We start from the raw sequence: 21,430 nt of genomic DNA, 5'->3' as shown, positions 1-21,430 counted from the left end.
GACCGGCCCCCTGCCTGCCGAACCTAAGGCCGGTTTGCTACTGCTGGACGCCGAGCGCCAGGTAGTCGTACATGTCGAAGGCGCCGGTGACGAACTGGTTCGTCACGCCCTTGCCCCGGAGCAGCAGACCCTTGGCGTAGACGGCCGGGAGGACGTAGGCGCCCTCCATGACCTTCTGGTCGATCTCGCCCCACACCGCGTCACGGGCGGCGGTGTCGGCGGTGGCGAAGGCCTTGTCGACGAGGGCGTCGACGGCCGGGTCCTTCACCGACAGGTTGTAGTTGCCGGCCTCGCGGATGGTGCGGCTGTCGACGATCTGCGACAGGAAGCCGAAGCCGTCGTTCCAGTCGGCGCCCCAGCCGTTGGTGGCCAGGCCGATGCCGTTGGCCTTGGTGTACTCCGGCTTGCCGGCGTAGGCGGTGAAGTACTCCGAGGTCGGGAAGCCCTTCAGGGTCAGCTTGATGCCGACCTTGGCGAGCGCCTGCTGCATCGACTCGGCCGCCGCGACCTCCTTGGGACGGTCGGAGCGGAAGGTCATCGTGGTCTCGAAGCCGTTGGGCTGGCCGCAGGCCGTCAGGGCCTCCTTGGCCTTGGCCTCGTCGCCGCTGCCGGTCGGGTAGAGGTCGAGCTTCTTCCAGCCGCCGATGCCCGAGGGCAGCAGCGAGGTGGCGATGTCACCCGCGAGCTGGCCGCCGTAGGCGTTCTGCAGGCCGACGCGGTCGGCGGCGTAGATGACCGCCTTGCGGCACTCGATGTTGTCGAGCGGCGGGTTGTCGTTGAGGATCGAGATGTACCAGGTCCGGGCCGAGACCGGGTTGTCGGCGCGCTCGCGCAGGGCCGGGTCGGTCTGGATGGAGCCGAGCGCGGCCGGCTGCACGCCGGTGCCGGCGATGTCGATGTGCAGGTCGCCGGAGATGATCCGGTTGTCGAGGTCGTTGGCCTCGACGCCCAGGCTGATCTCGTACTTGTCCGGCAGGGCCTTGCGCACCGGGTCGGTGGCCTGGTCCCAGTTGGGGTTGCGGACCAGGACGTACTGCTTGCCCTGCTCGACCGTCTCGAACATGTACGGACCGGAGGCCACGACGTGGTCGCGGTACTTGATGCCGGTGTCCTTGGCCTGCGGGACCGGCACGGTGGCCGGGAGCGCGGCGAAGTTGTCGAAGCCGGAGTAGGGCTTGTTCAGGTGGAAGACGACCGTCTGGTCGTCGGGGGTCTCGATCGCCGAGTCGGTGTTGACGTCGGGGGTCTCGTAGACCGACTTGAAGTCCTTCGGCAGGTCCAGCCAGTCGTTGAAGTACGTCGGGCCGTTGACGAAGGTCTTCTTGTCGAGCTGGCGGAGCACCGCGTACTTCACGTCCTTGGACGTGATCGGGGTGCCGTCCTCGAACTTCACACCGGCGCGCAGCTTGTAGGTCCAGGTCTTGCCCTCGTCGCTGCTCACGCCCAGGCTCTCGGCCAGGTCGGGCACGAGCTCGCGGCCCTTGGCGCCCGGCGCGGGGTTGTAGGTCACCAGCGGGCGGCCGTAGATGCGCAGCAGGTTCCACGACATGCCGTAGTAGGTGTCACCGGGGTCGACGGAGTCCCAGTCCTCGGTGACGGCCATCTTGAGGGTGCCGCCCTTCGCGTCGGAAGGGTTGGTCACGTTCTCAAGACCGGCGTTGAAACCCGCCGCGCCACCCGCCGACGCCGCAGGCGCCGAGGTGCCACCGCCCTCGTTCGCCGGCGTGCCGCCGCCGCCGCAGGCCGACAGGGCCAGCGCCAGGACGGCACCGGCGGCCGAGACGACCAGTGCTTTCTTCTTCATTCGTAAACCCCTTGTTGGTAGGAGCCGGGGAAACAGGGTGGAAGCTCAGCGACCCGACTTGGGGTCGAGCGCGTCGCGCAGGCCGTCGCCGAAGAGGTTGAAGGCCAGCACGGTGATGAAGATCGCCATACCGGGGAAGAACATGAAGTGCGGCACGGTGTAGTACTTCGTCGCCGCCGCGAGCATGCCGCCCCAGGTCGCGGTGGGCGGCTGGATGCCGACTCCCAGGAACGACAGCGCCGCCTCGAACAACACGTTGGTCGGGATGAGCAGCGTGGCGTAGATCAGGATCGGCGCGATCAGGTTCGGGAGGATCTCCTTGAACAGGATGTACGGCCCCCGCGCGCCCAGGCTCCGCGCCGCGTCGACGAACTCGCGCTCGCGCAGCGACAACGTCTGGCCCCGGATGATGCGGGCGATGTAACCCCAGTTGAAGAAGCCGATGACGAAGATCAGCAGCAGGATGCGGAGGGAGTCGCCCTTCACCTGCAACTGGGTCTCGAACTGGCCGAGCACGCCCACCAGGGCCATGGCGAAGACCAGGACGGGGAAGGCGAGGAAGATGTCCATGAGCCGGCTGATGATCATGTCGACCCAGCCGCCGAAGTAGCCGGCGATGACGCCCATGACGGTCCCGATGAAGACCGAGAGCAGGGTGGCCAGGAAGGCGATCAGCAGGGAGATCCGGGCGCCGTACACGACCCGGCTGAACAGGTCGCGGCCGTTCACGGGTTCGACCCCGAAGAGGTAGTCCCAGCTGATGCCGGACCCGCCCTTGGGGATCATCGTGAGGGTGTCGATCTGGTCTTGGTTGAACTGGTTGGGCGGGTGCCCGAACCAGCTCACGATCAATGGCGCGAAGACGGCGACCAGGATCAGGAAGACGATGACACCGGCACCGGTGAGGGCGACCTTGTCCCGCTTCAGGCGCATCCAGGCGATCTGTCCGAGCGACCGCCCCTGGATCGCCTTCGCGCCCGCTCCCTCGGCAACGGACTCCGGCGTGGCTTTCAGCTCATCGCCGGAGACGTCAAGTGGTGCGGTCATGCGTTGGGCCCCCTGGGTTCCAGACGACGTTGTGCCGACGGGAGCACGACGCGTCCGGAGCGCTCCCATGTGGATCCAGACCCACAGCGTGAGCGGGTCTCGGAGGCAGAATCTATGTGCTGATCTGCGTAAACAAGACCCAGTAGGCGCTATGTGGCCCAACTGTGATTCACGCGAAACTCATTCGTGTTGATCTTGAAGAGAATGTCGGAGTCCGGTTTCGGTTGTGTCGCGGATCTGTGACATTGCACTGGCCGGTAACTTAGGTCTCGCCATACGAGATTTCCCGAGTCGGGCTCAGCTGATGCCGCGCTTCTTCAAGATGTCCTCGATGTCGGAGAAATCATCATTCTTCGACTCGACCGGACGGGCCATCGGCTTGGTGACCTCCGCCGGCCGGCCCGCCTGAGCCGCCGGAGCGGGTGCGGCGGCCTTCCGCTCGGGCCGGGACCTGCGCCCCATGCGGAGGGTGCGGCCCCGCATGACCCCCGACACCAGGAACAAGACCACCGAAAGCCCGGCCAGCGCAACCCCCGCCCACACTGTGGGCGAGAGCACCAGCCCGGTCACGAAACCGACGATCGAGCTGACGATGTTCCACAGGGTCTTCAGCGCGTTGGTCAGATAGGCCGCCAGCGGCAGCAGCGCCCAGGCGGTGGCGCGCAACCCGGCCGCCGCCCCACGGCGCCGGAAGGCGAGAAAGGCGAGCACCACGCCGACGGCGGTCAGCCCCGCGCACAGCGGCAGCCACGCGATCTGCTCAAAGGTCATGACGGCCCCCTCGTGTTGTCTGCGGCAGATTTCCATCCTGTCACGTGGGTCTCCGACGTGGGCTCCTCCCTGAGGAGGGCGCGACCCCTAGGCACTCCCCCGGGTTACCCCTGGGGGACCGTGGGGTTCACTCTGATCCGCCCGGCCCGGCGGATTCCTACCGTCGGAGGCATGTGGCCTTTCATGGGGCGTACGGCCGAACGTGATCAGATCAGGGCGGCGGCCCGCGACGGGGGCGGGGTGCTGGTGGCGGGCCCGGCCGGATCGGGGCGGACCCGGCTGCTCGCCGAGGCGCTGGCGCCCTTCTCCTTCTTCCTCGTCCGGGCCCGCGCGGCCGACGTGCCGTTCGGGGCCTTCGCCCACCTGCTGCCCGACCCGGGGCACCGCCCGGTCAACCCGGTGGTCTGGGCCGCCGGCGCCCTGGGGGCGATCCCGCCGGTGCTGGCCGTCGACGACGCCCACCTGCTCGACCCCAGCTCGGCCGCCCTGGTCGCCCACCTGGCCGAACACCACGGCGCCACCCCGATCGTCACGGCCAGGGCGGGGGCCCCGCTGCCCGAGCCGATCGCGGCCCTGTGGCGCGACGGCGTGCTGGCCCGGATCGACCTCGGCCCGCTGACGGTCCGCGAGACCGGCCGCCTGCTGGCCGCCGCCCTGGGCGGCCCCGCCGACATCGCGACGGTACGCCGCCTCCACCACACCACCGGCGGCAACCTGCGCCTGATCACCGAACTGCTGCCCGGCACCCACATGACCCTGACCGGCGGCGTCTGGCGGTGGGACGGCGAGCTGACCCCGCCGCCCCGGCTGCGCCAGCTCCTGGAGGCCGAACTGGCCGGGCTGACCCCGGCCGAGACCACCGCGATCGACCTGACCGCCTTGACCGAGCCGGTCGACCTGGACGTGTTACTCGGCCTGGCCGACCACGCCGCCGTCACCCGGCTGGAACGCCGCGGCCTGGTCACCGTGTCGCGGGACACCTCTCCCCCGCGGGTCCGGCTGGCCTGCCCGCTGCACGCCCACGTCGTGCGCGAACGGGCCACGACGCTGGGCGTGCGCGACGGGCTCGCGCTGCTCGGCGGGGCCACGCCCCGCGTCGAGGGGCTGAGCGCCCGGGAGGCCGAGGTCGCCCGGCTGGCCTCGTGGAACCTCACCAACCGCGAGATCGCCGACTGGCTGGTGTTGTCGCCGCGTACGGTCGCCAACCACCTGTGCCGGGTCTACACCAAGCTGGGCGTGAACAACCGGGCCGACCTGGCGCCCCTGCTGGCCGCCTGACCGAGGGCCCGGCCGGTCAGCGGCCGATCTGGAATTTCCGCACGCCCAGGGGCTCGAAATCGTAGAGCGTGTCGTTGATCAGGAGACCGTCGACGGCCCCGAAGAAGGGGCCGTCCTGGCTGCCCTTGTTGAAGGCCACGCTGAAGGAGATCGCCGCGTCGGGCAACTGGGCCTTCAGCACGGCGAAACTGCAGGGCGACGCCTGGGTGCAGCCGATCACGCCGGGGACCGGCCTGGTCAGGTACCACTTGCCGTTGGCGGCGCTCGGCTCGTACCGCTGCCAGCGCCCGGCGGCCCGCACGGCCGGGGCCGAGGGGCTCGCCGACTCGCTGGGGAGGTAGACGAGACTCGTGTAGTCGACCATGCCCTGGTTCGGGTCGACCTCCAGGTTGAGGGTGGGCGGCTTGATGGCCGGGAACACGTCCTCATCGGCCGCGGTGAAGATCCAGTAGCGGAGGACGTCGATGTCGGCGAGCCGCATGCCGGCGAAGTCGGTCTCGTTGCCGAACTGGATGTGGTCGGAGTCGCCTCCGACGATGAACCCGAGACTGCCCATCCCGTAGGGCGGGGCCTGGGTGGCCGCCGGTTCCGCGGGGGTCTCGCGCCCCCACGGCCCGAGCCGCAGGAAGGCGCTGGCGTTCCCCGCGGAGTTGCGGCCGATGACACCCCATTTCTCCGGCGAATACGGGTCGGCGGGCTTGGCCCCGGCGGGTGCGACCGCGCCCACGGCGGCCAGACCGGTGAATACGATCGCGCACACGGCGAATCGTTGGAAACGCATGATCAGGACTCCTGGAAGAACGGGAAACGTCGTTTCCTCGGCGGCTTTCGTCAGACGGCGGGAAGCGCGGCCCATGGCGTGCAGGGCAGGGCGCCGGCCGCCGGCAGCGGCGTGTTGGGGTTCGCCAGGTTCCCCAGACGGCAGACGGTGAAGAAGATCCCGTCCCGCGTCTGCACCGTGACGCGCAGCGCGGTCGTCGTGGTGGGATCGGGGAGGTAGTTCAGGCGGGAGTCCTGGGCCACGGTGATGTGGGTGACCCGGCCGCCGCGGCTGCCCGACACCCGGCGGAGGTTCAGCCAGCCCGGGACGCTGCGCGGATCGTGCAGGTAGGGAACGCCCCTGCGCGTCGTCACGGTGAAGACGAGCGGATTGGCCAGAGACGTGATGTCGACGGCGGCGGAGTCGAGCGACGTCTCGAACTTCGGGCGCACCGGCTTGGGGTGCGCGGCCCGGGTCTTCCTGGTCGGGGCGTCGCCCTTCTTGGCCAGGGCCTCGCTCTTCAAGGACAGGGCGTCGCCGTCGGCGATGTCCGTCCACGTGGGCTTCGGCCGCGGCGTGTCGGCGTTCGCGGGCGCGGCGGCGGCCAGAAAGCCGAACAGGGAAACGCCGACGGCCACGCAGCCGTTTCTCGTGAATGCCCGCGCGACGCCGTGAAGTGTTCGCAATGTGTGCACCTCTGCGGAAATCCCACCGGAGCGGGAATGGACAATTCCGCCCACCCCAATTTCCGGCCGACCGGACGACAAACGCCGCACGATCTTTCTTTGCGGGCTCATTGCGCCGATTGGCCGTCGGCATTCCCGCATAAAGCGATATTTCCGGCGGGTGCTTCCGGGGTGCCTAGACGAGCGATCGGATCAGCGGCAGGTCGACGTCGAGGAGGGACTCGACGATCGTGCGGCGGGGGGCCGCGGCGATGGGCACCAGGTTGGGGACCGCGATCACGTGGCAGCCCGCGGCGGTGGCGGCGGCGACGCCGTTCGGCGAGTCTTCGCACACCACCGTCTGGCGCGGGTCGGCGTCGAGGAGCCGCAGGGCCAGCCGGTAGGGCTCCGGGTCGGGTTTGGTGCGGGTCACGTCGTCGGCGGTGACCACCACGTCGAAGTGGTGGCGGCCGATCGAGGCGAGCACGGCGTCGGCCATCGGCCGGAGCGAGGCGGTGACCAGGGCGGTGCGCACGCCCCCGCCCTTGACCTCGGCGAGGAGTTCGAGGGCGCCGGGCAGCGGCTCGACGCCGGACTCCAGCCGGGCCAGCATGCCGTCGAGCAGCCAGCGGCCCACCACGTCAGGGGCGACGTCGGACCCGGTCAGGGCGAGCATGTAGGCGACCGTGGTGTCCCACGATCCGCCGACCATGCGCTCCTGGTGCTCGGGGCCCCACTCACCGCCGAGCCGTTCGACGACCTCGGCCTCGACGAGGCCCCACACCTTCTCGGTGTCGACCAGCAGGCCGTCCATGTCGAAGAGAACGGCGTGCAGATGTTCGGACATTGAAGTATCGGCCTCGGGGGAGCAGTCGGGTGTCGGCCCTCAGCTTATCGGTGGCCACGGATAACGCTCCGGGGCGCACTACAACTAGGCTGGGTCCACGACTATGTGAGGAGGCGGCTTGATCGAGCTCGAAGGGCTCCCTGAGCTCGTCGACCCGGTGCTGATCGCCGCGTTCGAAGGCTGGAACGATGCGGGTGAGGCGTCGAGCGCGGTGCTCGCGCACCTGGAGGCCGAGTGGAAGGCCACCCCGCTGGTGGAGCTCGACCCGGAAGACTATTACGACTTCCAGGTGACCCGGCCCATCGTGGAAATGGGCGAGGGCATGACCCGGTCGATCACCTGGCCCACCACCCGCCTGCTGGTGGCCCGCCCCCCGGGGGCCAAGCGTGACGTCGTGCTGCTGCGCGGCATCGAGCCCAACATGCGCTGGCGCACGTTCTGCCAGGAGATCGTCGGGCTCTGCCACGAACTCGGCATCGAACTGGCCCTCCTCCTGGGCGCCCTGCTGAACGACTCCCCCCACACCCGGCCGGTGCCCATCGTGGGCTCGGTCAGCGACCCCGGCCTCGCCCGGGTTCTCAACCTCGAACTGACCAAGTACGAAGGCCCGACCGGCATCATCGGCGTGCTCCAGCACACCCTCGGCCACGCGGGGCTGCAGACGATCTCCCTGTGGGCCTCGGTGCCCCACTACGTCGCCCAGCCGCCCAACCCCAAGGCGACCCTGGCCCTGCTGCGCCGGGTCGAAGACCTCCTCGACATCCCGATGCCCTACGGCGAGCTGCCCGAAGAGGCCCGCGCCTGGGAGACCGGCGTCGACGAACTCGCCGCCCAGGACTCCGAGGTCGCCGAATACGTCAAGGAGCTGGAGGAGCGCAAAGACGCCGCCGACCTGCCCGAGGCGAGCGGCGACGCGATCGCGGCCGAGTTCGAGCGCTACCTGCGGCGGCGCGACCGGGGCACCGACGGCTGACGCCGGGCCGCGAACCGGAGGCGATCAGGCGCGGGTGACTCGACGGCGGTCTTCGCCGTCACGGTGCCGCTGTCGCGCTGCCGGCGGCGAGCCGGAGGCACGGCCGGGCCTGTCGAGTGTGCTGTCGGCTGTCATCCCCTGTCCACCGGCCCGTGGCCGAACCTCTGCCACCTGACGCTCGGCGCGACCTGGAGACCTTCGTCGTCGTGCACGCCGCCGACACCACCCCGGTCTACCTGGGTCTACCTGTTCGTGCTGGTCACGCACGCTTATCCCTGCGCCTCGCCGGTCGTGGTGACGGCCGTCGTCGGGCGGGCACGCGGTGGACCGGTCCGGGCTTGACACCGTGCGGGTTCATCCGGTGGAAACCGGATGCTGGTTTTCCTCCCACTTCACCGTCGTCGTGCGGTAATAATTAGCGCTTCCTTCCTCACAAGCGTCTTCTGTGGACTGCGCGCACAAGGGCGAAAATGGTAACTCCCTCCCAGCAACCGCACCATTCTTCTCAAGAAACCCGTCGGCGTGTCCTCGACATGGCGATGCGGATGAAAACGGGCACCACCGAGCCGCTCGGAGCCGCCACTCCCCAGATCCGGGGCACCACCCCGGCTCAGGCGGTCGAGACCTTCCTGGCTCTGCTGCAGGACCGGCTGCCGGCCTGGCTCCGGCTGCTGCACGACCTGCGCCCCGGGCACGGCGACGTGACCGGGAACCTGCGGCCGGTCGCGCTGGCCGGCATCCACTACTACACGGAGATCCAGGCCGCCGCCCTCCCGGCCTTCGTCTCCCCGATCCTCACGGTCCGCTTCCGGCAGGCCATGCGCGAATCGGAGCTCGGGCCCGAGGGCGAGGTGCTCCCGCTGGCCGCCTACCTCGCCGGCGAGCAGGAGCTCGGGCGGGTCAGGGCCGACGTCCACCCCGAGTCCAGCGCCCGCCTGCTGCTGGCCGGCTGTTTCCGGCACGCCTACTACGAGATCTTCACCGGCGCCGACTCGGAGCCGTCGCGGCCCGACGCGGCCGAGGCGATCGTGCGGGAGCTGCGGCTGGATCCCTGACGCGCCTCGTCGTATCGGTGCCACACCAGCCTGGCCAGGTCGTCGTCGACGCCCAGCGGGGCGCTGACCACGTCGGCGCCGCTCTCGGCCAGCCGGGTGTGGAACAGGCCGGGGGCCAGCAGGTAGGAGGCCACCACCGTCCGGGGGGCCGGGCCTCTCCTGACCTCGGCCAGCGCGTCGGCGATGCCCGGCCGGCCCGACGACGCGAACGCGGCGGTGACCGGGCGCGCGAGGCGTACCGACAGAAGGCGGGCGGCGGCGCGCACGGCGGCGAGGGCCGCCGGGTCGGAGGAGCCGGCCGCGCCCAGGATCACCGCGTCGCGGGGCCGCAGCCCGGCGGCGGCCAGCCGCCGGGCCAGCACCGCGGTGAGCAGCGGGTGCGGGCCCAGCGGGCCCGCGACGACCGCGTCGGGACGCACCCGCGCGATCACCTCGGGCAGGTCGATGTGGACGTGGTAGCCGCCCGCGAGCAGCAGCGGCACCACCACGACGGGGCCCGCGACCTCGGCGAGCACCCGCTCCAGCGGCGGCTCGCTCAGCTCCAGGAAGGCGAGCCGGGCCGCGGTGCCCGGACGGGTCCGCCGCACCCGACCGGCCAGGTCGGCGAGGACGGCGTCCCATTCGGGGTTGCGGGCGCCGTGGGCCGCCATGACGAGGGTCGTCACACGTCTTCCCGGTCACAGGCCAGGCGGTAGCCGCGCTTGACGACCGTCTCGACGATGCCGCTGGGGCCGAGGGCCCGGCGCAGCCGGGTGATGGCCATCTCGACGGCGTGCTCGGCCGAGTCGCGGGAGGGCCCGCCGGGCAGCACCATCCGCAGGTCGGCCCGGGCCACGACGTGGCCGGGCCGGTCGGCGAGCCGCTTCAGCACCGCCATCGGCGCGGGGGGCAGCGGCTTGAGCTCGCCGTCGACGACCACCGCGTGGCCCCGGATCTCCAGTTCGTGACCGCCGGCGGTGAGCCGGGTGACGCTGTTCTCCGGCAGGTGCCGGGCCAGCGTGCGGGCCAGCGAGCCGAGCCGCGACCGCTCCGGCTGGATCACCGGCACGCCCTTGGCGACCAGCGGCTGCGCGGTGACCGGCCCGACGCAGGCGGCCGTCACCGGCCCGCGGAAGGCGGCCAGCAGGGCGTCCTCCAGCCCGTCGGCGCGGGCCGCGTTGAGCATGGCGTGCACGGCGGGGGCGCTGGTGAACGCCACCGCGTCGATCGCGCCGGAGGCGACCTGGCTGACCAGGCGGCGCAGCGGCGAGGTGTCGCGGTAGGGCAGCCACTGGTAGACCGGCACCTCGATGACCTCGGCCCCGGCGGCGCGCAGGTCGGCGACGAACCCGGTCAGCGGCTCACCGTGCAACTGGATCGCGATGCGGCGTCCGCGCAGGTCCTGGTTCAGGAGGTAGCGCAGGACCTCCTCGCACGACTCGGTCGCGGGGGTCCAGTGGTCGGTGAGGCCGGCCGCCCTGACGGCGCCGCGGGCCTTGGGGCCGCGGGTGAGCAGCCGGGCGTCGGCCAGCCGGGCGGTCAGGTGGCCGGCCAGGCCCCAGCCCTCGGCGGCGGCGACCCAGCCGCGGAAGCCGACGCCGGTGGTGACGACCACGTCGTCGACCGGCGTGGCCAGGCACTCGCGGGTGGCCGCCATCAGGTCGGCGTCCTCGGAGAGCGGCACCAGCCGGATCGCGGGCGCCCTCACCACGCGCGCGCCCCGGCGTTCGAGCAGCGCCGAGAACTCCTCGCGACGTCGTGTGGCGGTGACGCCGATCGTGAAGCCGGACAACGCGTTCGGCGCGGTCTCCGGAGACAGCCCCTCGGCCAGTGCGGCCAGTTGTGTCTCTTCGAGCAGTGCGGTCATTTGACGCTCACCTCAACCATCCCCATGGTGACGCGAATCGGAAATGTCGGTATCACAGTCCCGGGTTCGTCCAGGCAGACCCCGCTGGTGAGCGAGAACACCTGTTTGTGCATCGGGGAGGCCACGGTCGGCTCCCCGTTCCTGGTGCCGACGATCCCCCGGGACAGGATGTAGGCACCGCTGAAGGGGTCCTGGTTGCCGATGGCGTACAGGGACCCGTCGTGGGCTCGGAACACGGCCACCTGCTCGTCGCCGATCAGGGCGCAGGCGCCGCGCTCGGGCAGCAGGTCGGGAAGGGGGCAGACGGGAATCCAGTTCATCGGCTCGTCACCTGCAGGATCTCGGGCTTGATCTGGTCGCGTTCGGTGGTGAAGGTGATCGACGGGTCGGGCGTGCCGGGCGCGTTCACGAAGCTGACGAAGCGGCGCAGCTTCACCGGGTCGTCGAGGGTGGCCCGCCACTCGTCGGCGTAGGTCGCGATGTGGGCGGCCATCTGGGCGTCGAGGTCGGCGCAGATCCCGAGGGCGTCGTCCATGACGATCTCGCGGAGCCGGTCGAGGCCGCCTTCGAGGTTCTCCAGCCACGCGGCCGTGCGCTGGAGGCGGTCGGCGGTGCGGATGTAGAACATCAGGAACCGGTCGATCGTGCGGATGAGGGTCGCGGTGTCGACGTCCTGGACCAGCAGGTCGGCGTGGCGGGGGGTGAAGCCGCCGTTGCCGCCGACGTAGAGGTTCCAGCCCTTCTCTGTGGCGATGACGCCGAAGTCCTTCGACCGGGCCTCGGCGCACTCGCGGGCGCAGCCGCTGACCCCCGACTTGAGCTTGTGCGGCGAGCGCAGGCCCCGGTAGCGCAACTCCAGGTCGATGGCGAGGGTCACCGAGTCCTGTACGCCGTAACGGCACCAGGTGGAGCCGACGCACGACTTCACCGTGCGCAGGGCCTTGCCGTAGGCGTGGCCCGACTCGAACCCGGCGTCGACCAGGCGCCGCCAGATGCGGGGCAGCTCTTCGACGCGGGCGCCGAACAGGTCGATGCGCTGACCTCCAGTGATCTTGGTGTACAGGCCGAAGTCGCGGGCGACCTCGCCGATCACGATCAGTTTCTCCGGGGTGATCTCGCCCCCCGGGATCCGGGGCACGATCGAGTATGTCCCATTTTTCTGTAGGTTAGCTAGGAAATGGTCGTTCGTGTCCTGGAGCGCGGCCTGTTCGCCCTCCAGGACGTGACCGTTGTGCAGCGACGCCAGGATCGAGGCCACCACGGGCTTGCAGATGTCGCAGCCCCGGCCGGTCCCGTGCTCGTCGATGAGCTGGGTGAACGTGGTGATGCCGCGAACCTGGACGATCGTGAACAACTCGGCCCGGCTGTGCGCGAAGTGCTCGCACAGGCCCGACCCGGTGTCGACGCCCGACTCGGTGAGGATCTTCTTCAGCAGCGGCAGGCAGCTCCCGCAGGTGGTGCCGGCCCGGGTGCAGGCCTTGACCCCGGCGACGTCGGTGAGGTCGTGCTCCTTGATGGCCGCGGTGACGTCGTTCTTGGTCACGTTGTTGCACGAGCAGACCGGCGCGTCCCCGGGCAGCTCCACGGCGGTCGGGCTGAACAGCAGGTCGCTCGGGGCGGCCGGCAGCTCGGAGCCGACGAAGGAGCGCAGCGTGGCGTAGGGGGCGGCGTCGCCGACGCAGATGCCGCCGAGCAGGGTCGAGGCGTCGTCGCTGACGAACAGCTTCTTGTAGACCCCGGCGACCGGGTCGAGGTAGGTGACGTCGAGGGCGCCCGCCATCGCGCCGAACTGGGCCACCTCGACGCCGAGCAGCTTGAGCTTGGTCGACAGGTCGGCGCCGGTGAACGCGGCCGCGCCGCCCATGATGCGGTCGGCGGCCACCTCGGCCATCGTCATGCACGGCGCGACCAGGCCGTAGATCTGGCCGTCGTGCAGGGCGCACTCTCCGATGGCGAAGATCGACGGGTCGCTGGTGCGCATGCCGTCGTCGACCACGATGCCGCCGCGCTCGCCGACCTGGAGCCCCGCGCCCCGGGCCAGCTCGTCGCGCGGCCGGATGCCGGCGGAGAACACCACGATCTGCGCGTCGATGACGCCCCTGTCCGGGGTCAGCAGGCCGGTGACGCGGTCGTCGCCCTCGATGCGGGTGACGCCCGAGCTGGTGTGCACGGTCAGCCCGAGCGACTCCACGTGCTTCTTCAGCACGGCCCCGCCGCCCTCGTCGACCTGGCGGGGCATCAGCCACGGGCTCATCTCGACGATGTGCGTCTTCAGGCCCAGCCCGCGCAGGGCGTCGGCGGCCTCCAGCCCGAGGAGGCCGCCGCCCACGACGACGCCGGCCGTCGCCGTCTTCGCGGAGGCCCTGATGGCGTCGAGGTCGTCGATGGTCCGGTAGACGTGGCAACCGTCGAGCTCGCGGCCCGGCACCGGCGGCACGAACGGCGCGGAGCCGGTGGCCAGCACCAGGACGTCGTAGGGGATCGTGCCGTTGACCGTCTTGGCGGCGGGCTCGATCGAGACGACCCTGGTGTCGACGAGGACCGCCACACCCGGGATCTCGGGATAGGCGAGGTCGCGGTCCTCCGTCAGGTAGGACGTGAGGGCGACCCGGTCGTACGCGCCCCGGGGCTCCTCCCCCAGGATCGTCACCGAACCGGCGAAGCCCCGGGTCGTGAGCGTCTCGGCCAGCCGGTGCGCGGACGGGCCATTACCGACGATGAGAACGCGGGTCATGCGCTCGCCCCTTCCTGTTCGCACAGCCATTCCACGATTCCGCCGACCGTCTCGGCGCAACTTCCGCATCCGGTGGTCGCCCGGGTCGCCGCCGCCACGGCGGCCACGTCGCGGGCCCCGGCCTCCCAGCAGGTCCTGATCTGTCCCTTCGTCACGTTGTTGCAGCGGCAGACCTGGGCCGCGTCGGGCATGCGTACCGGGCTGGGGCTGACCGGCGCCGCGCCGGACAGGGCGGGGAACAGCAGCCCGGCCCGGTCGGCGGGCAGCGGGCCGCCCCGGTCGTAGAGCTGGGTGAGCGTGCCGACCGTGGCCGGGTCGCCCACGAGGATCGCGCCGACCAGGCGGCCGTCGCGGATGACGAGCTTGCGGTAGGTGCCGCCGCTCCGGTGGGTGAAGCGCACGATCTCGGCGTCGGCGTCGGTCAGGTGGGTCTCGCCCATCGCGGCCAGTTCGACGCTCTTGGCCTTGAGCCGGGTGACCAGGCGCGAGCCCCGGTAGCGGGCCCGCGCGTCGGCGCCGGTGACGAGGTCGGCGACGATGGCGGCCTGCTCCCAGCAGGGCGCGACCAGGCCGTAGACCTGGCCGTCGTGCTGGGCGCACTCCCCGATGGCGAAGATCGCCGGGTCGTCGGTGCGCATCTCGTCGTCGACGACGATCCCGCGTTCGACGTGCAGTCCGGCGTCGCGGGCCAGCGTGGTGACCGGCCGGACCCCGCAGGCCGCCACGACCAGGTCGGCCTCGACGTGGCCGGTGGTCAGCTCGACCTTGCCGTCGGTGATCCCGGTGACGGAGACGCCGGTCATGATCTCGACGCCGAGCCCTTCGAGGGTGTCGCCGAGCACCTGCCCGGCCTCGTGGTCGAGCTGGCGGTCCATCAGGTGGCCCTTGAGGTGGAGCAGGGTGACCGGCAGGCCGCGCCCGGCCAGGCCGCGGGCGGCCTCGACGCCGAGCAGCCCGCCGCCGATGACGACGGCCCGGCGGGCCTCCTTCGCCGCCGCCAGGATGCGCTCGCAGTCGTCCATCGTGCGGAACGCGATGGCCCGCTCGGCCCCGGGCACCGCGGGCACGACCGGCTCGCTGCCGGTGGCCAGCACCAGCACGCTGAACGGCGTGCGTCGCCCGTCGGCCGTGATGACGCACCGGGTCTCCCGGTCGATCGCGACGACCTCGGTGCCCAGGTGGACCGTCACGTTGTGGTCGCTGTACCAGGAGGGCCCGTGCAGGCGCACCTGGTCGGCCCGGGTGGTGCCGGCCAGCACGTTGGACAGCAGCACCCGGTTGTACGGCGCCCGCTCCTCCGCCCCGAACACGGTCACCCGCGCCTTCTTGTCGCGCGCGCGCACCTCGCTGACCAGGCGGGACCCGGCCATGCCGTTGCCCACCACGACGATGCCCCTCATCGGCCACCTCCCACGACCGCGAGGTTGACCGCGCACACCTTGAACTCGGGCATGCGCGAGACCGGGTCGAGAGCCGGGTTGGTCAGCCGGTTGGGGCCCTCCCAGTGGAAGGGCAGGAAAACGGTGTCGGCCCGGATCGCCGCGCTGATCCGGGCCGACGCCTCGGTGGCCCCCCGCCGGCCGGTCACCCTGACCAGGTCGCCGGGGCGGATGCCGAGGTGGTCGGCGAGGTCGGGATGCAGTTCGAGGAACGGTTCGGGGGCGGCCTCGACCAGGTCGGCCACCCTGCGGGTCTGGGCGCCGCTCTGGTAGTGGGCCAGCAGTCGGCCGGTGGTCAGGTAGTAGGGGTAGTCGGCGTCGACGTCCTCGACCGGCGGCCGGTGGTCGACGGCGACCATGCGGGCCCTCCCGTCGGGGGTGGGGAAGCGGTCGAGGAAGACGCGCGGGGTGCCGGGGTGGTCGTCGGCGGGGCAGGGCCAGAAGACCCCGCCCTGGTCGGCGATCTTCTCGTACGTGATGCCCGAGTAGTCGGCGAGGCCGCCGGCGCTGGCCCGGCGCAGCTCGTCGAAGACGGTGCGGGGGTCGGCCGGGAACGAGCCGCCCCGGCCGAGGCGTTCGGCCAGTCCGGCGAGGATCTCCAGGTCGCTCCGCACCCCCGAGGGCGGAGCGACGGCCCGGCGGCGCAGCAGCACGCGCCCTTCGAGGTTGGTCATCGTGCCCGCCTCCTCGGCCCACTGGGCCGTGGGCAGGACGACGGTGGCCAGCTCGGCGGTGTCGGAGAGCACGAAGTCGGCCACGACCAGCAGGTCGAGCGCCGCGAGCCGCCCGGCGACGTGACCGGAGCGGGGCGAGGAGACGACCGGGTTGGAGCCGAACAGCAGCAGGCCCTTCGGACCTTCGGGGGTGCCCAGGGCGTCGAGCAGCTCGTAGGCCGAGCGGCCGGGGCCGGGCAGGTCGGCGGGGTCGACGCCCCAGACGGCGGCGACGTGGGCGCGGGCCGCCGGGTCGTCGATCTTGCGGTAGCCGGGAAGCTGGTCGGCCTTCTGGCCGTGCTCCCGGCCGCCCTGGCCGTTGCCCTGGCCGGTGACGCAGCCGTAGCCGGAGCCGGGGCGGCCGGGCAGGCCGAGCGTGAGCGCCAGGTTGATGTAGGCGGTGACGGTGTCGGTGCCCTTGGCGTGCTGCTCGGCGCCGCGACCGGTGAGGATGACGGCGTTGCCCGCCTCGGCGAGCATCGCGACGGCCCGGCGCAGGTGCGCGACCGCAACGCCGGTGACCCGTTCGGCGCGTTCGGGCCACCAGGCCGAGACGCTGTCGCGGACCGCGTCGAAGCCGGTCGTGCGGGCGCTCACGTACTCCTCGGAGACGTGGCCGTCGGCGATGGCGATGTGCAGCAGCGCGAGCGCGAGGGCCAGGTCGGTGCCGGGGGTGTTCTGCAGGTGCAGGGCGGCCAGCCGGGCGGTGGCGGTCTCGCGGGGGTCGACGACGATCAGCCCGGCCGGGTTGAGGTGGCGCACGAAGGGCGGCATGGTCTCGGCGACGTTGCCGCCCGCCAGCAGCACCGCGTCGGCCTCGCCCAGATCGGTGATCGGAAAGGGCAGGCCCCGGTCGAGGCCGAAGGCGCGGTTGGTCGCGGCGGCGGCCGACGACATGCAGAACCGGCCGTTGTAGTCGATCTGGCTGGTGCGCAGCGCGACCCGGGCGAACTTGCCGAGCTGGTAGGCCTTCTCGTTGGTCAGCCCGCCGCCGCCGAAGACGGCGACCGCGTCGGGGCCGTGCACGTCCTGGATCCGGGCGACGCGGGAGGCCGCGTACCCGAGGGCCTCGTCCCAGCCCGCCGGCTTGCCGTGGATGAGGGGGGTGGTCAGCCGGTGCGGCGAGCGCAGCAGCGTGCCGGCGGTCCAGCCCTTCTGGCACAGGCCGCCCTGGTTGGCCGGCACGTCGTCGCGCGGCGTGATCTCGACCTGGGTGGTCTCGGCCGCACTGACGTGCATGCCGCACTGCAGGGCGCAGTACGGGCAGTGCGTGGCCGTCCCCTCGGGCAGCGGCGACATCACAGACGCCGGAGCGGAAAGTGAGAACGGCATGGGTCCGATGGTGCTTTCAGGCGGTTTCACCGCTGGGTCCCTTCTGTTACCGCTGTGCTACAAGGTGCCGTTCCTTCGTTAAACACGGGCGGCGGCGAGGCTGGGGGTGGTCCCGGTGGCGTGACGTCGCAGGTAGCAGAACCAGGTCAGAACGAAACAAATGCCATAGAAAATGGCGAAAGCGGTTATCGCCGCCCCCGCTCCCCCGGTCGCGGCGATGGACGAGCCGAACCCGCGATTGATGAAGAAGCCGCCGAAGGCCCCGACGGCGGAGATGAAGCCGATGGCCGCCGCGGCGTCCCGGCGGCCGGCCGCCAGGGCGTCGTCGTAGGCCTGCGTGCCCGGCTCCAGTCCCTCGATCGCCTTGGCCCGGAAGATCGCCGGGATCATCCGGTACGTCGACCCGTTGCCGACCCCCGCGGTGCCGATGAGCAACAGGTAGGCGGCGAAGAACAGCAGCACGTTGTGGGCCGCGAGGCCGGCGTACACGAGGAGGACCGCGCCCGCCATCGCGGCGAAGTTCCACAGCGTGACCACCGCGCCGCCGAGCCGGTCGGACAACCAGCCGCCCACGGGACGGATCAGCGAGCCGAGCAGGGCGCCCAGGAACGCCAGCGAGGTCAGCCCCGACTGCTCGGGGAACTGCGAGGTGAGCAGCAGCGGGAAGGCGGTCGAGTAGCCGATGAACGAGCCGAAGGTGCCGATGTAGAGGACCGACATGATCCACGTCTGCGGCCTGGCCGCCGCCTTCGCCATCTCGCGCGGCTCGGCCCTGGCGACCGTCAGGTTGTCCATGAAGAAGTAGGCTGCCAGCGCCGCCGCCAGGATGAACGGCACCCAGAACAGCCCGGCCGCGGCCAGCCCGAAGGCGCCGATCACCAGCGGCATCACGAGCTGCACCGAGGAGACCCCGATGTTGCCCCCGGCCGCGTTCAGCCCGAGTGCGGCCCCCTGCTTGGACTGCGGGTAGAAGTAGGTGATGTTGGCCATGCTGGAGGCGAAGTTGCCGCCGCCCAGCCCGGCCGTCGCGGCGATGACGAGGAAGATCCAGTAGGGTGTCGCCGGGTCGCTGACCGCCACCGCGAGCAGCCCCGCGGGCACGAGCAGCAGCAGCGCGCTGACCACCGTGAAGTTGCGCCCGCCGAACTTCGCGGGCCCGAAGGTGTAGGGCAGCCGCAGCGCCGACCCCACCAGGTTCGGCAGGGCGACGATCCAGAACAACTGGTCGGTCGTGAACTCGTACGCGCTCAGGCGCACCGCGACGATGCTCCACACCGTCCAGAGCGTGAACCCGAGATGTTCGGCGAAGATCGAGAAGATCAGGTTGCGGCGGGCGACCCGCCGCCCTCCGGCGGCCCAGAAGTCGGGGTCGTCCGGGCGCCAGTCGGCGATCCAGCGTGCCATGAGGGGGTCCTTCCTCGGTTTCCAGGGTTGCCTGGAACGTAGGAGGCCGCCGTTACGCACACTGACGATCGGTGACGGTGCGCCCGTTAAGTGGGTCGCACGTACGAAACAAGAAACTCATACGACGCACCGACGCAACGCCGATTTAACCGCGATTAGGGCAAGTGCGGGCCGGGCATTTCGACTTGGTGTCGTCGTCGCCGCGGGGAGCGTGCTGTGACTGCTCATCAGATCGTCCCGTTCACCGATCCAGCGCTACGCAACGTAGCCCAACACGTCACCACCTTCGACAAGGAACTGCGTGAGCTGGTCAAGTCGCTCACGCTGACCCTCCGCGCGGGCGCCGGCCGGGCCGGTCTGGCCGCGCCGCAGCTCGGCGTCCCCCTCCGGGTGTTCGCCTTCTCCCTCGACGGCCGGGCGGGCCACATCGTGAACCCGCGCGTGGAGGCCTCCGAACGGAAGGTCGTCGCCGACGAGGCCTGCCTGTCGGCCCCGGGGATCTGGTGGCCACTGGAACGATCCTTCTCGGTCACCGCGCGGGGCCGTGACATGTTCGGCAAGCCGGTGACCGTCCGGGCCGTCGGCCTGCTGGCCCGGGTGCTGCAACACGAGGCCGACCACCTCGACGGAATGTTGTTCAGCGACCGGCTGGCGCCCGAAGAGCGGGAGAAGTTCCTGGCACAGGTGTGATGCCCGGTTTGGGCGCGGCGTTCCCGAGGTATTCATCCTACCTGTCACGCTGTGTAACCGAATCGTCTCCTCCCGCCTCTCGGAGGAGCGCGCATGCCCCTGGACCGCCGCCATGTCCTCTCGCTCGGTTTCTCCCTGGGCATCGCGGGCGCCGCGGTCCCCCTGCTGGGCGTCCAGCGGGCGGAGGCCGCGCGGGGGCCGATCCGGCCCCGCATCCACGAACGGCTCGAATGGGAGGCCCGGGAACCCCGGGAGACCGCGACGATCCTGCGCCGGGCCCCCGAATACATCGTGATCCACCACACCGCGACGTCCAACACGATGGACGACACCGTGGAGCACGCCTACCGGCTCTCCCGCGCGATCCAGAAGCACCACATGCGCCGCAACCGGTGGGACGACATCGGCGAGCAGTTCACCATCAGCCGGGGCGGCCACATCATGGAGGGCCGCAACCGCACCCTGCTGGCGGTCTCCCGGGGCATGCACGCCGTGGGCGCCCACACCGCCGACCACAACCGGTCGACGCTGGGCATCGAGAACGAGGGCACCTACGCCCGCACCAGCCCGCCGCTGGCCCTGCTCGGCTCGCTGGTCAAGCTGACGGCGTGGTTGTGCGCGACCTACGACCTCAATCCCTACGAGGCGATCGTCGGCCACCGCGACCTGAACAACACCCGCTGCCCCGGCGACTACCTCTACGACCTGCTGCCCGAGTTGCGCGAGCGGGTGTGGCACCGGATGGTGGGCCGCCGGTTCGACCCGCTGATCTGGGAGCTGGAGCAGGCGGCGCTGCCGCGCCGGGGCGTGATGTTCGCCGAACGGCCGGAGCGCGTATTCGATCACGGCCCCGCGATCGGACTCTCGGAGAACCTGACTGAAATCGGTCGTCCCGGTTGACCGAAGTTATCAAACTTGCTCAGATGTATACATCGTTCTAATACACCTGGAATGTGGACGTATATCCACCTAACGTCCAACGAGGGAACTTCCCGGTGATGCGAGGTGGGGGCCGAATGAAGATCTTCTTTACGTCCCGGCGTGTTTCGGCGGGATCTCCACCCGGCACGAGATCAGGACATGTAGCGTCTTAGCGCTCCTTGTTTCGGCCGCGTTCCGGTCCGGACACATCCGGACGGGCGCGGTTCCCAAGGCGAGCCCATCCCTGGTACGTTTCACGTCCTCGCAGCTCGCGAAGGCAATCGTGCCCCATTTGCAACGACGCAGCACGCACCTTGCCCCGGAGGATCCCCGCACCATGAATCCCGAGAGCAGCATTTCTCGTCCTATATCCCATTTAGGGTCATTCACCACAATTACTCCTCTAATGGCGATCGCACCTCGGGTGAGCGTCGTGGTGCCGGCGCTGAACGAGGCCGAGAACCTGCCCCACGTCTTCGCGACGCTGCCCCGGTGGGTCCACGAGGTCGTGCTGGTCGACGGCGACTCGACCGACGACACGGTCGCGGTGGCGCGGCGGCTGCGTCCCGGGCTGCGGGTGGTCACCCAGCCGGGGCGGGGCAAGGGCGACGCGCTGGCCGCCGGGTTCGCGGCCTGCACCGGCGAGATCATCGTGATGATCGACGCCGACGGCTCGACCGACGGCCGGGAGATCGTCCGCTTCGTCGCCGCGCTGGTCGCCGGGGCCGACTACGCCAAGGGCTCCCGCTTCACCCACGGCGGCGCCAGCGACGACATCACCTTCGGCCGCCGCCTGGGCAACTTCCTGCTGTCGGGCCTGGTCAACCTGCTCTACGGCACCCGCTACACCGACCTCTGCTACGGCTACAACGCGTTCTGGGCCAGCGGCCTCGACGTCCTGGCGCCCGACTGCGCCGGCTTCGAGGTCGAGACCCTGCTGAACATCCGCGCCGCCAAGGCCGGGCTGAAGGTGCACGAGGTGCCGAGCCACGAACGCGGCCGCATCCACGGCACCAGCAACCTGCGCACGGTCCGCGACGGCTGGCGGGTGCTGAAGACGATCCTGCGCGAACGCGACACCCGGCTCCCCGCGCCCGCGCGGGTGAGCGCGGAGGCCGGAGTGCCCGCCGACCAGGGCGCGGCCTGACGAC

General features: G+C 70.9%; 19 protein-coding genes. 6 read left to right on the top strand and 13 right to left on the bottom strand.

The window, feature by feature from the left end; genetic code table 11:
- Window positions 1-37 precede the first annotated feature (37 nt).
- The 3 genes from AW273_RS13460 to AW273_RS13450 form a co-directional block, all read right to left on the bottom strand.
- Window positions 38-1,804 carry an ABC transporter substrate-binding protein gene (locus tag AW273_RS13460; RefSeq protein ID WP_062348626.1) on the bottom strand — a complete coding sequence of 589 codons (1,767 nt, stop codon included), beginning with the start codon at window positions 1,802-1,804 and terminating at the stop codon, window positions 38-40.
- 45 nt (window positions 1,805-1,849) lie between these two features.
- Entirely contained in the window at window positions 1,850-2,851 is a 1,002-nt protein-coding gene (locus AW273_RS13455) for an ABC transporter permease (RefSeq protein WP_062348625.1), read from the bottom strand.
- Between the two features lie 297 nt (window positions 2,852-3,148).
- Complete coding sequence (locus AW273_RS13450) at window positions 3,149-3,622, bottom strand: hypothetical protein (RefSeq protein ID WP_062348624.1); 474 nt, start codon at window positions 3,620-3,622, stop codon at window positions 3,149-3,151.
- 171 nt (window positions 3,623-3,793) lie between these two features.
- Here AW273_RS13450 and AW273_RS13445 point away from each other — a divergent pair, with 171 nt between their 5' ends.
- The gene (locus AW273_RS13445; RefSeq protein WP_157555771.1) at window positions 3,794-4,900 is read left to right on the top strand and encodes a helix-turn-helix transcriptional regulator; all 1,107 of its coding nucleotides are present in this window, start codon (window positions 3,794-3,796) and stop codon (window positions 4,898-4,900) included.
- A gap of 16 nt (window positions 4,901-4,916) precedes the next feature.
- Here AW273_RS13445 and AW273_RS13440 read toward each other — a convergent pair whose 3' ends face one another.
- From AW273_RS13440 to AW273_RS13430, 3 genes are all read right to left on the bottom strand, one after another.
- A complete protein-coding gene (locus AW273_RS13440; protein WP_062348622.1) occupies window positions 4,917-5,681 on the bottom strand; it encodes a hypothetical protein in 765 nt (254 codons plus the stop codon).
- A gap of 50 nt (window positions 5,682-5,731) precedes the next feature.
- Window positions 5,732-6,298 carry a hypothetical protein gene (locus AW273_RS13435; protein ID WP_062348621.1) on the bottom strand — a complete coding sequence of 189 codons (567 nt, stop codon included), beginning with the start codon at window positions 6,296-6,298 and terminating at the stop codon, window positions 5,732-5,734.
- A gap of 223 nt (window positions 6,299-6,521) precedes the next feature.
- On the bottom strand, window positions 6,522-7,172 hold the full coding sequence (locus AW273_RS13430) for an HAD family hydrolase (protein WP_062348620.1): 651 nt from the start codon (window positions 7,170-7,172) through the stop codon (window positions 6,522-6,524).
- A gap of 118 nt (window positions 7,173-7,290) precedes the next feature.
- On the opposite strand from AW273_RS13430, the gene AW273_RS13425 reads away from it, so the two are divergent.
- Window positions 7,291-8,145: a PAC2 family protein gene (locus AW273_RS13425; RefSeq protein WP_030452355.1), complete on the top strand. Its 855-nt coding sequence runs from the start codon at window positions 7,291-7,293 to the stop codon at window positions 8,143-8,145.
- 545 nt (window positions 8,146-8,690) lie between these two features.
- On the top strand, window positions 8,691-9,200 hold the full coding sequence (locus AW273_RS13420) for a hypothetical protein (RefSeq protein ID WP_157555769.1): 510 nt from the start codon (window positions 8,691-8,693) through the stop codon (window positions 9,198-9,200).
- Here the strand turns inward: AW273_RS13420 and AW273_RS13415 are convergent.
- The 7 genes from AW273_RS13415 to AW273_RS13385 form a co-directional block, all read right to left on the bottom strand.
- Window positions 9,113-9,865, bottom strand: a complete 753-nt coding sequence (locus tag AW273_RS13415) for a sirohydrochlorin chelatase (protein WP_083949738.1) — start codon at window positions 9,863-9,865, stop codon at window positions 9,113-9,115. The two genes, AW273_RS13420 and AW273_RS13415, sit on opposite strands and share 88 nt — an antisense overlap.
- Window positions 9,862-11,046, bottom strand: a complete 1,185-nt coding sequence (locus AW273_RS13410) for a uroporphyrinogen-III synthase (RefSeq protein ID WP_062348618.1) — start codon at window positions 11,044-11,046, stop codon at window positions 9,862-9,864. Before AW273_RS13410 ends, AW273_RS13415 begins: the two co-directional genes overlap by 4 nt.
- Window positions 11,043-11,366 (bottom strand): nitrite reductase small subunit NirD, encoded by a 324-nt coding sequence (gene nirD, locus AW273_RS13405; RefSeq protein WP_062348617.1) that lies wholly within the window; start codon window positions 11,364-11,366, stop codon window positions 11,043-11,045. Before nirD ends, AW273_RS13410 begins: the two co-directional genes overlap by 4 nt.
- The gene (nirB, locus tag AW273_RS13400) at window positions 11,363-13,780 is read right to left on the bottom strand and encodes a nitrite reductase large subunit NirB (protein ID WP_062348616.1); all 2,418 of its coding nucleotides are present in this window, start codon (window positions 13,778-13,780) and stop codon (window positions 11,363-11,365) included. Before nirB ends, nirD begins: the two co-directional genes overlap by 4 nt.
- On the bottom strand, window positions 13,777-15,180 hold the full coding sequence (locus AW273_RS13395; RefSeq protein WP_062348615.1) for an FAD-dependent oxidoreductase: 1,404 nt from the start codon (window positions 15,178-15,180) through the stop codon (window positions 13,777-13,779). The genes nirB and AW273_RS13395 overlap by 4 nt, the downstream gene beginning before the upstream one ends.
- Window positions 15,177-17,264 carry a molybdopterin oxidoreductase family protein gene (locus AW273_RS13390; RefSeq protein ID WP_083949737.1) on the bottom strand — a complete coding sequence of 696 codons (2,088 nt, stop codon included), beginning with the start codon at window positions 17,262-17,264 and terminating at the stop codon, window positions 15,177-15,179. The genes AW273_RS13395 and AW273_RS13390 overlap by 4 nt, the downstream gene beginning before the upstream one ends.
- 78 nt (window positions 17,265-17,342) lie before the next feature.
- A complete protein-coding gene (locus AW273_RS13385; protein WP_062348613.1) occupies window positions 17,343-18,668 on the bottom strand; it encodes an MFS transporter in 1,326 nt (441 codons plus the stop codon).
- Window positions 18,669-18,884: 216 nt separating this feature from the next.
- On the opposite strand from AW273_RS13385, the gene def reads away from it, so the two are divergent.
- The 3 genes from def (at window position 18,885) to AW273_RS13370 (ending at window position 21,426) form a co-directional block, all read left to right on the top strand.
- The gene (gene def, locus AW273_RS13380) at window positions 18,885-19,358 is read left to right on the top strand and encodes a peptide deformylase (protein ID WP_062348612.1); all 474 of its coding nucleotides are present in this window, start codon (window positions 18,885-18,887) and stop codon (window positions 19,356-19,358) included.
- A 93-nt stretch (window positions 19,359-19,451) separates the two neighbouring features.
- Window positions 19,452-20,258, top strand: coding sequence for a peptidoglycan recognition protein family protein (locus tag AW273_RS13375; protein ID WP_062348611.1), 807 nt, complete (start codon window positions 19,452-19,454; stop codon window positions 20,256-20,258).
- 427 nt (window positions 20,259-20,685) lie between these two features.
- Entirely contained in the window at window positions 20,686-21,426 is a 741-nt protein-coding gene (locus AW273_RS13370; protein WP_232327376.1) for a glycosyltransferase family 2 protein, read from the top strand.
- Window positions 21,427-21,430: the final 4 nt, after the last annotated feature.

Source organism: Herbidospora yilanensis, from assembly GCF_001570565.1.
GTDB lineage: Bacteria > Actinomycetota > Actinomycetes > Streptosporangiales > Streptosporangiaceae > Herbidospora > Herbidospora yilanensis.
This window is presented reverse-complemented; position numbering and strand designations above follow the sequence as displayed.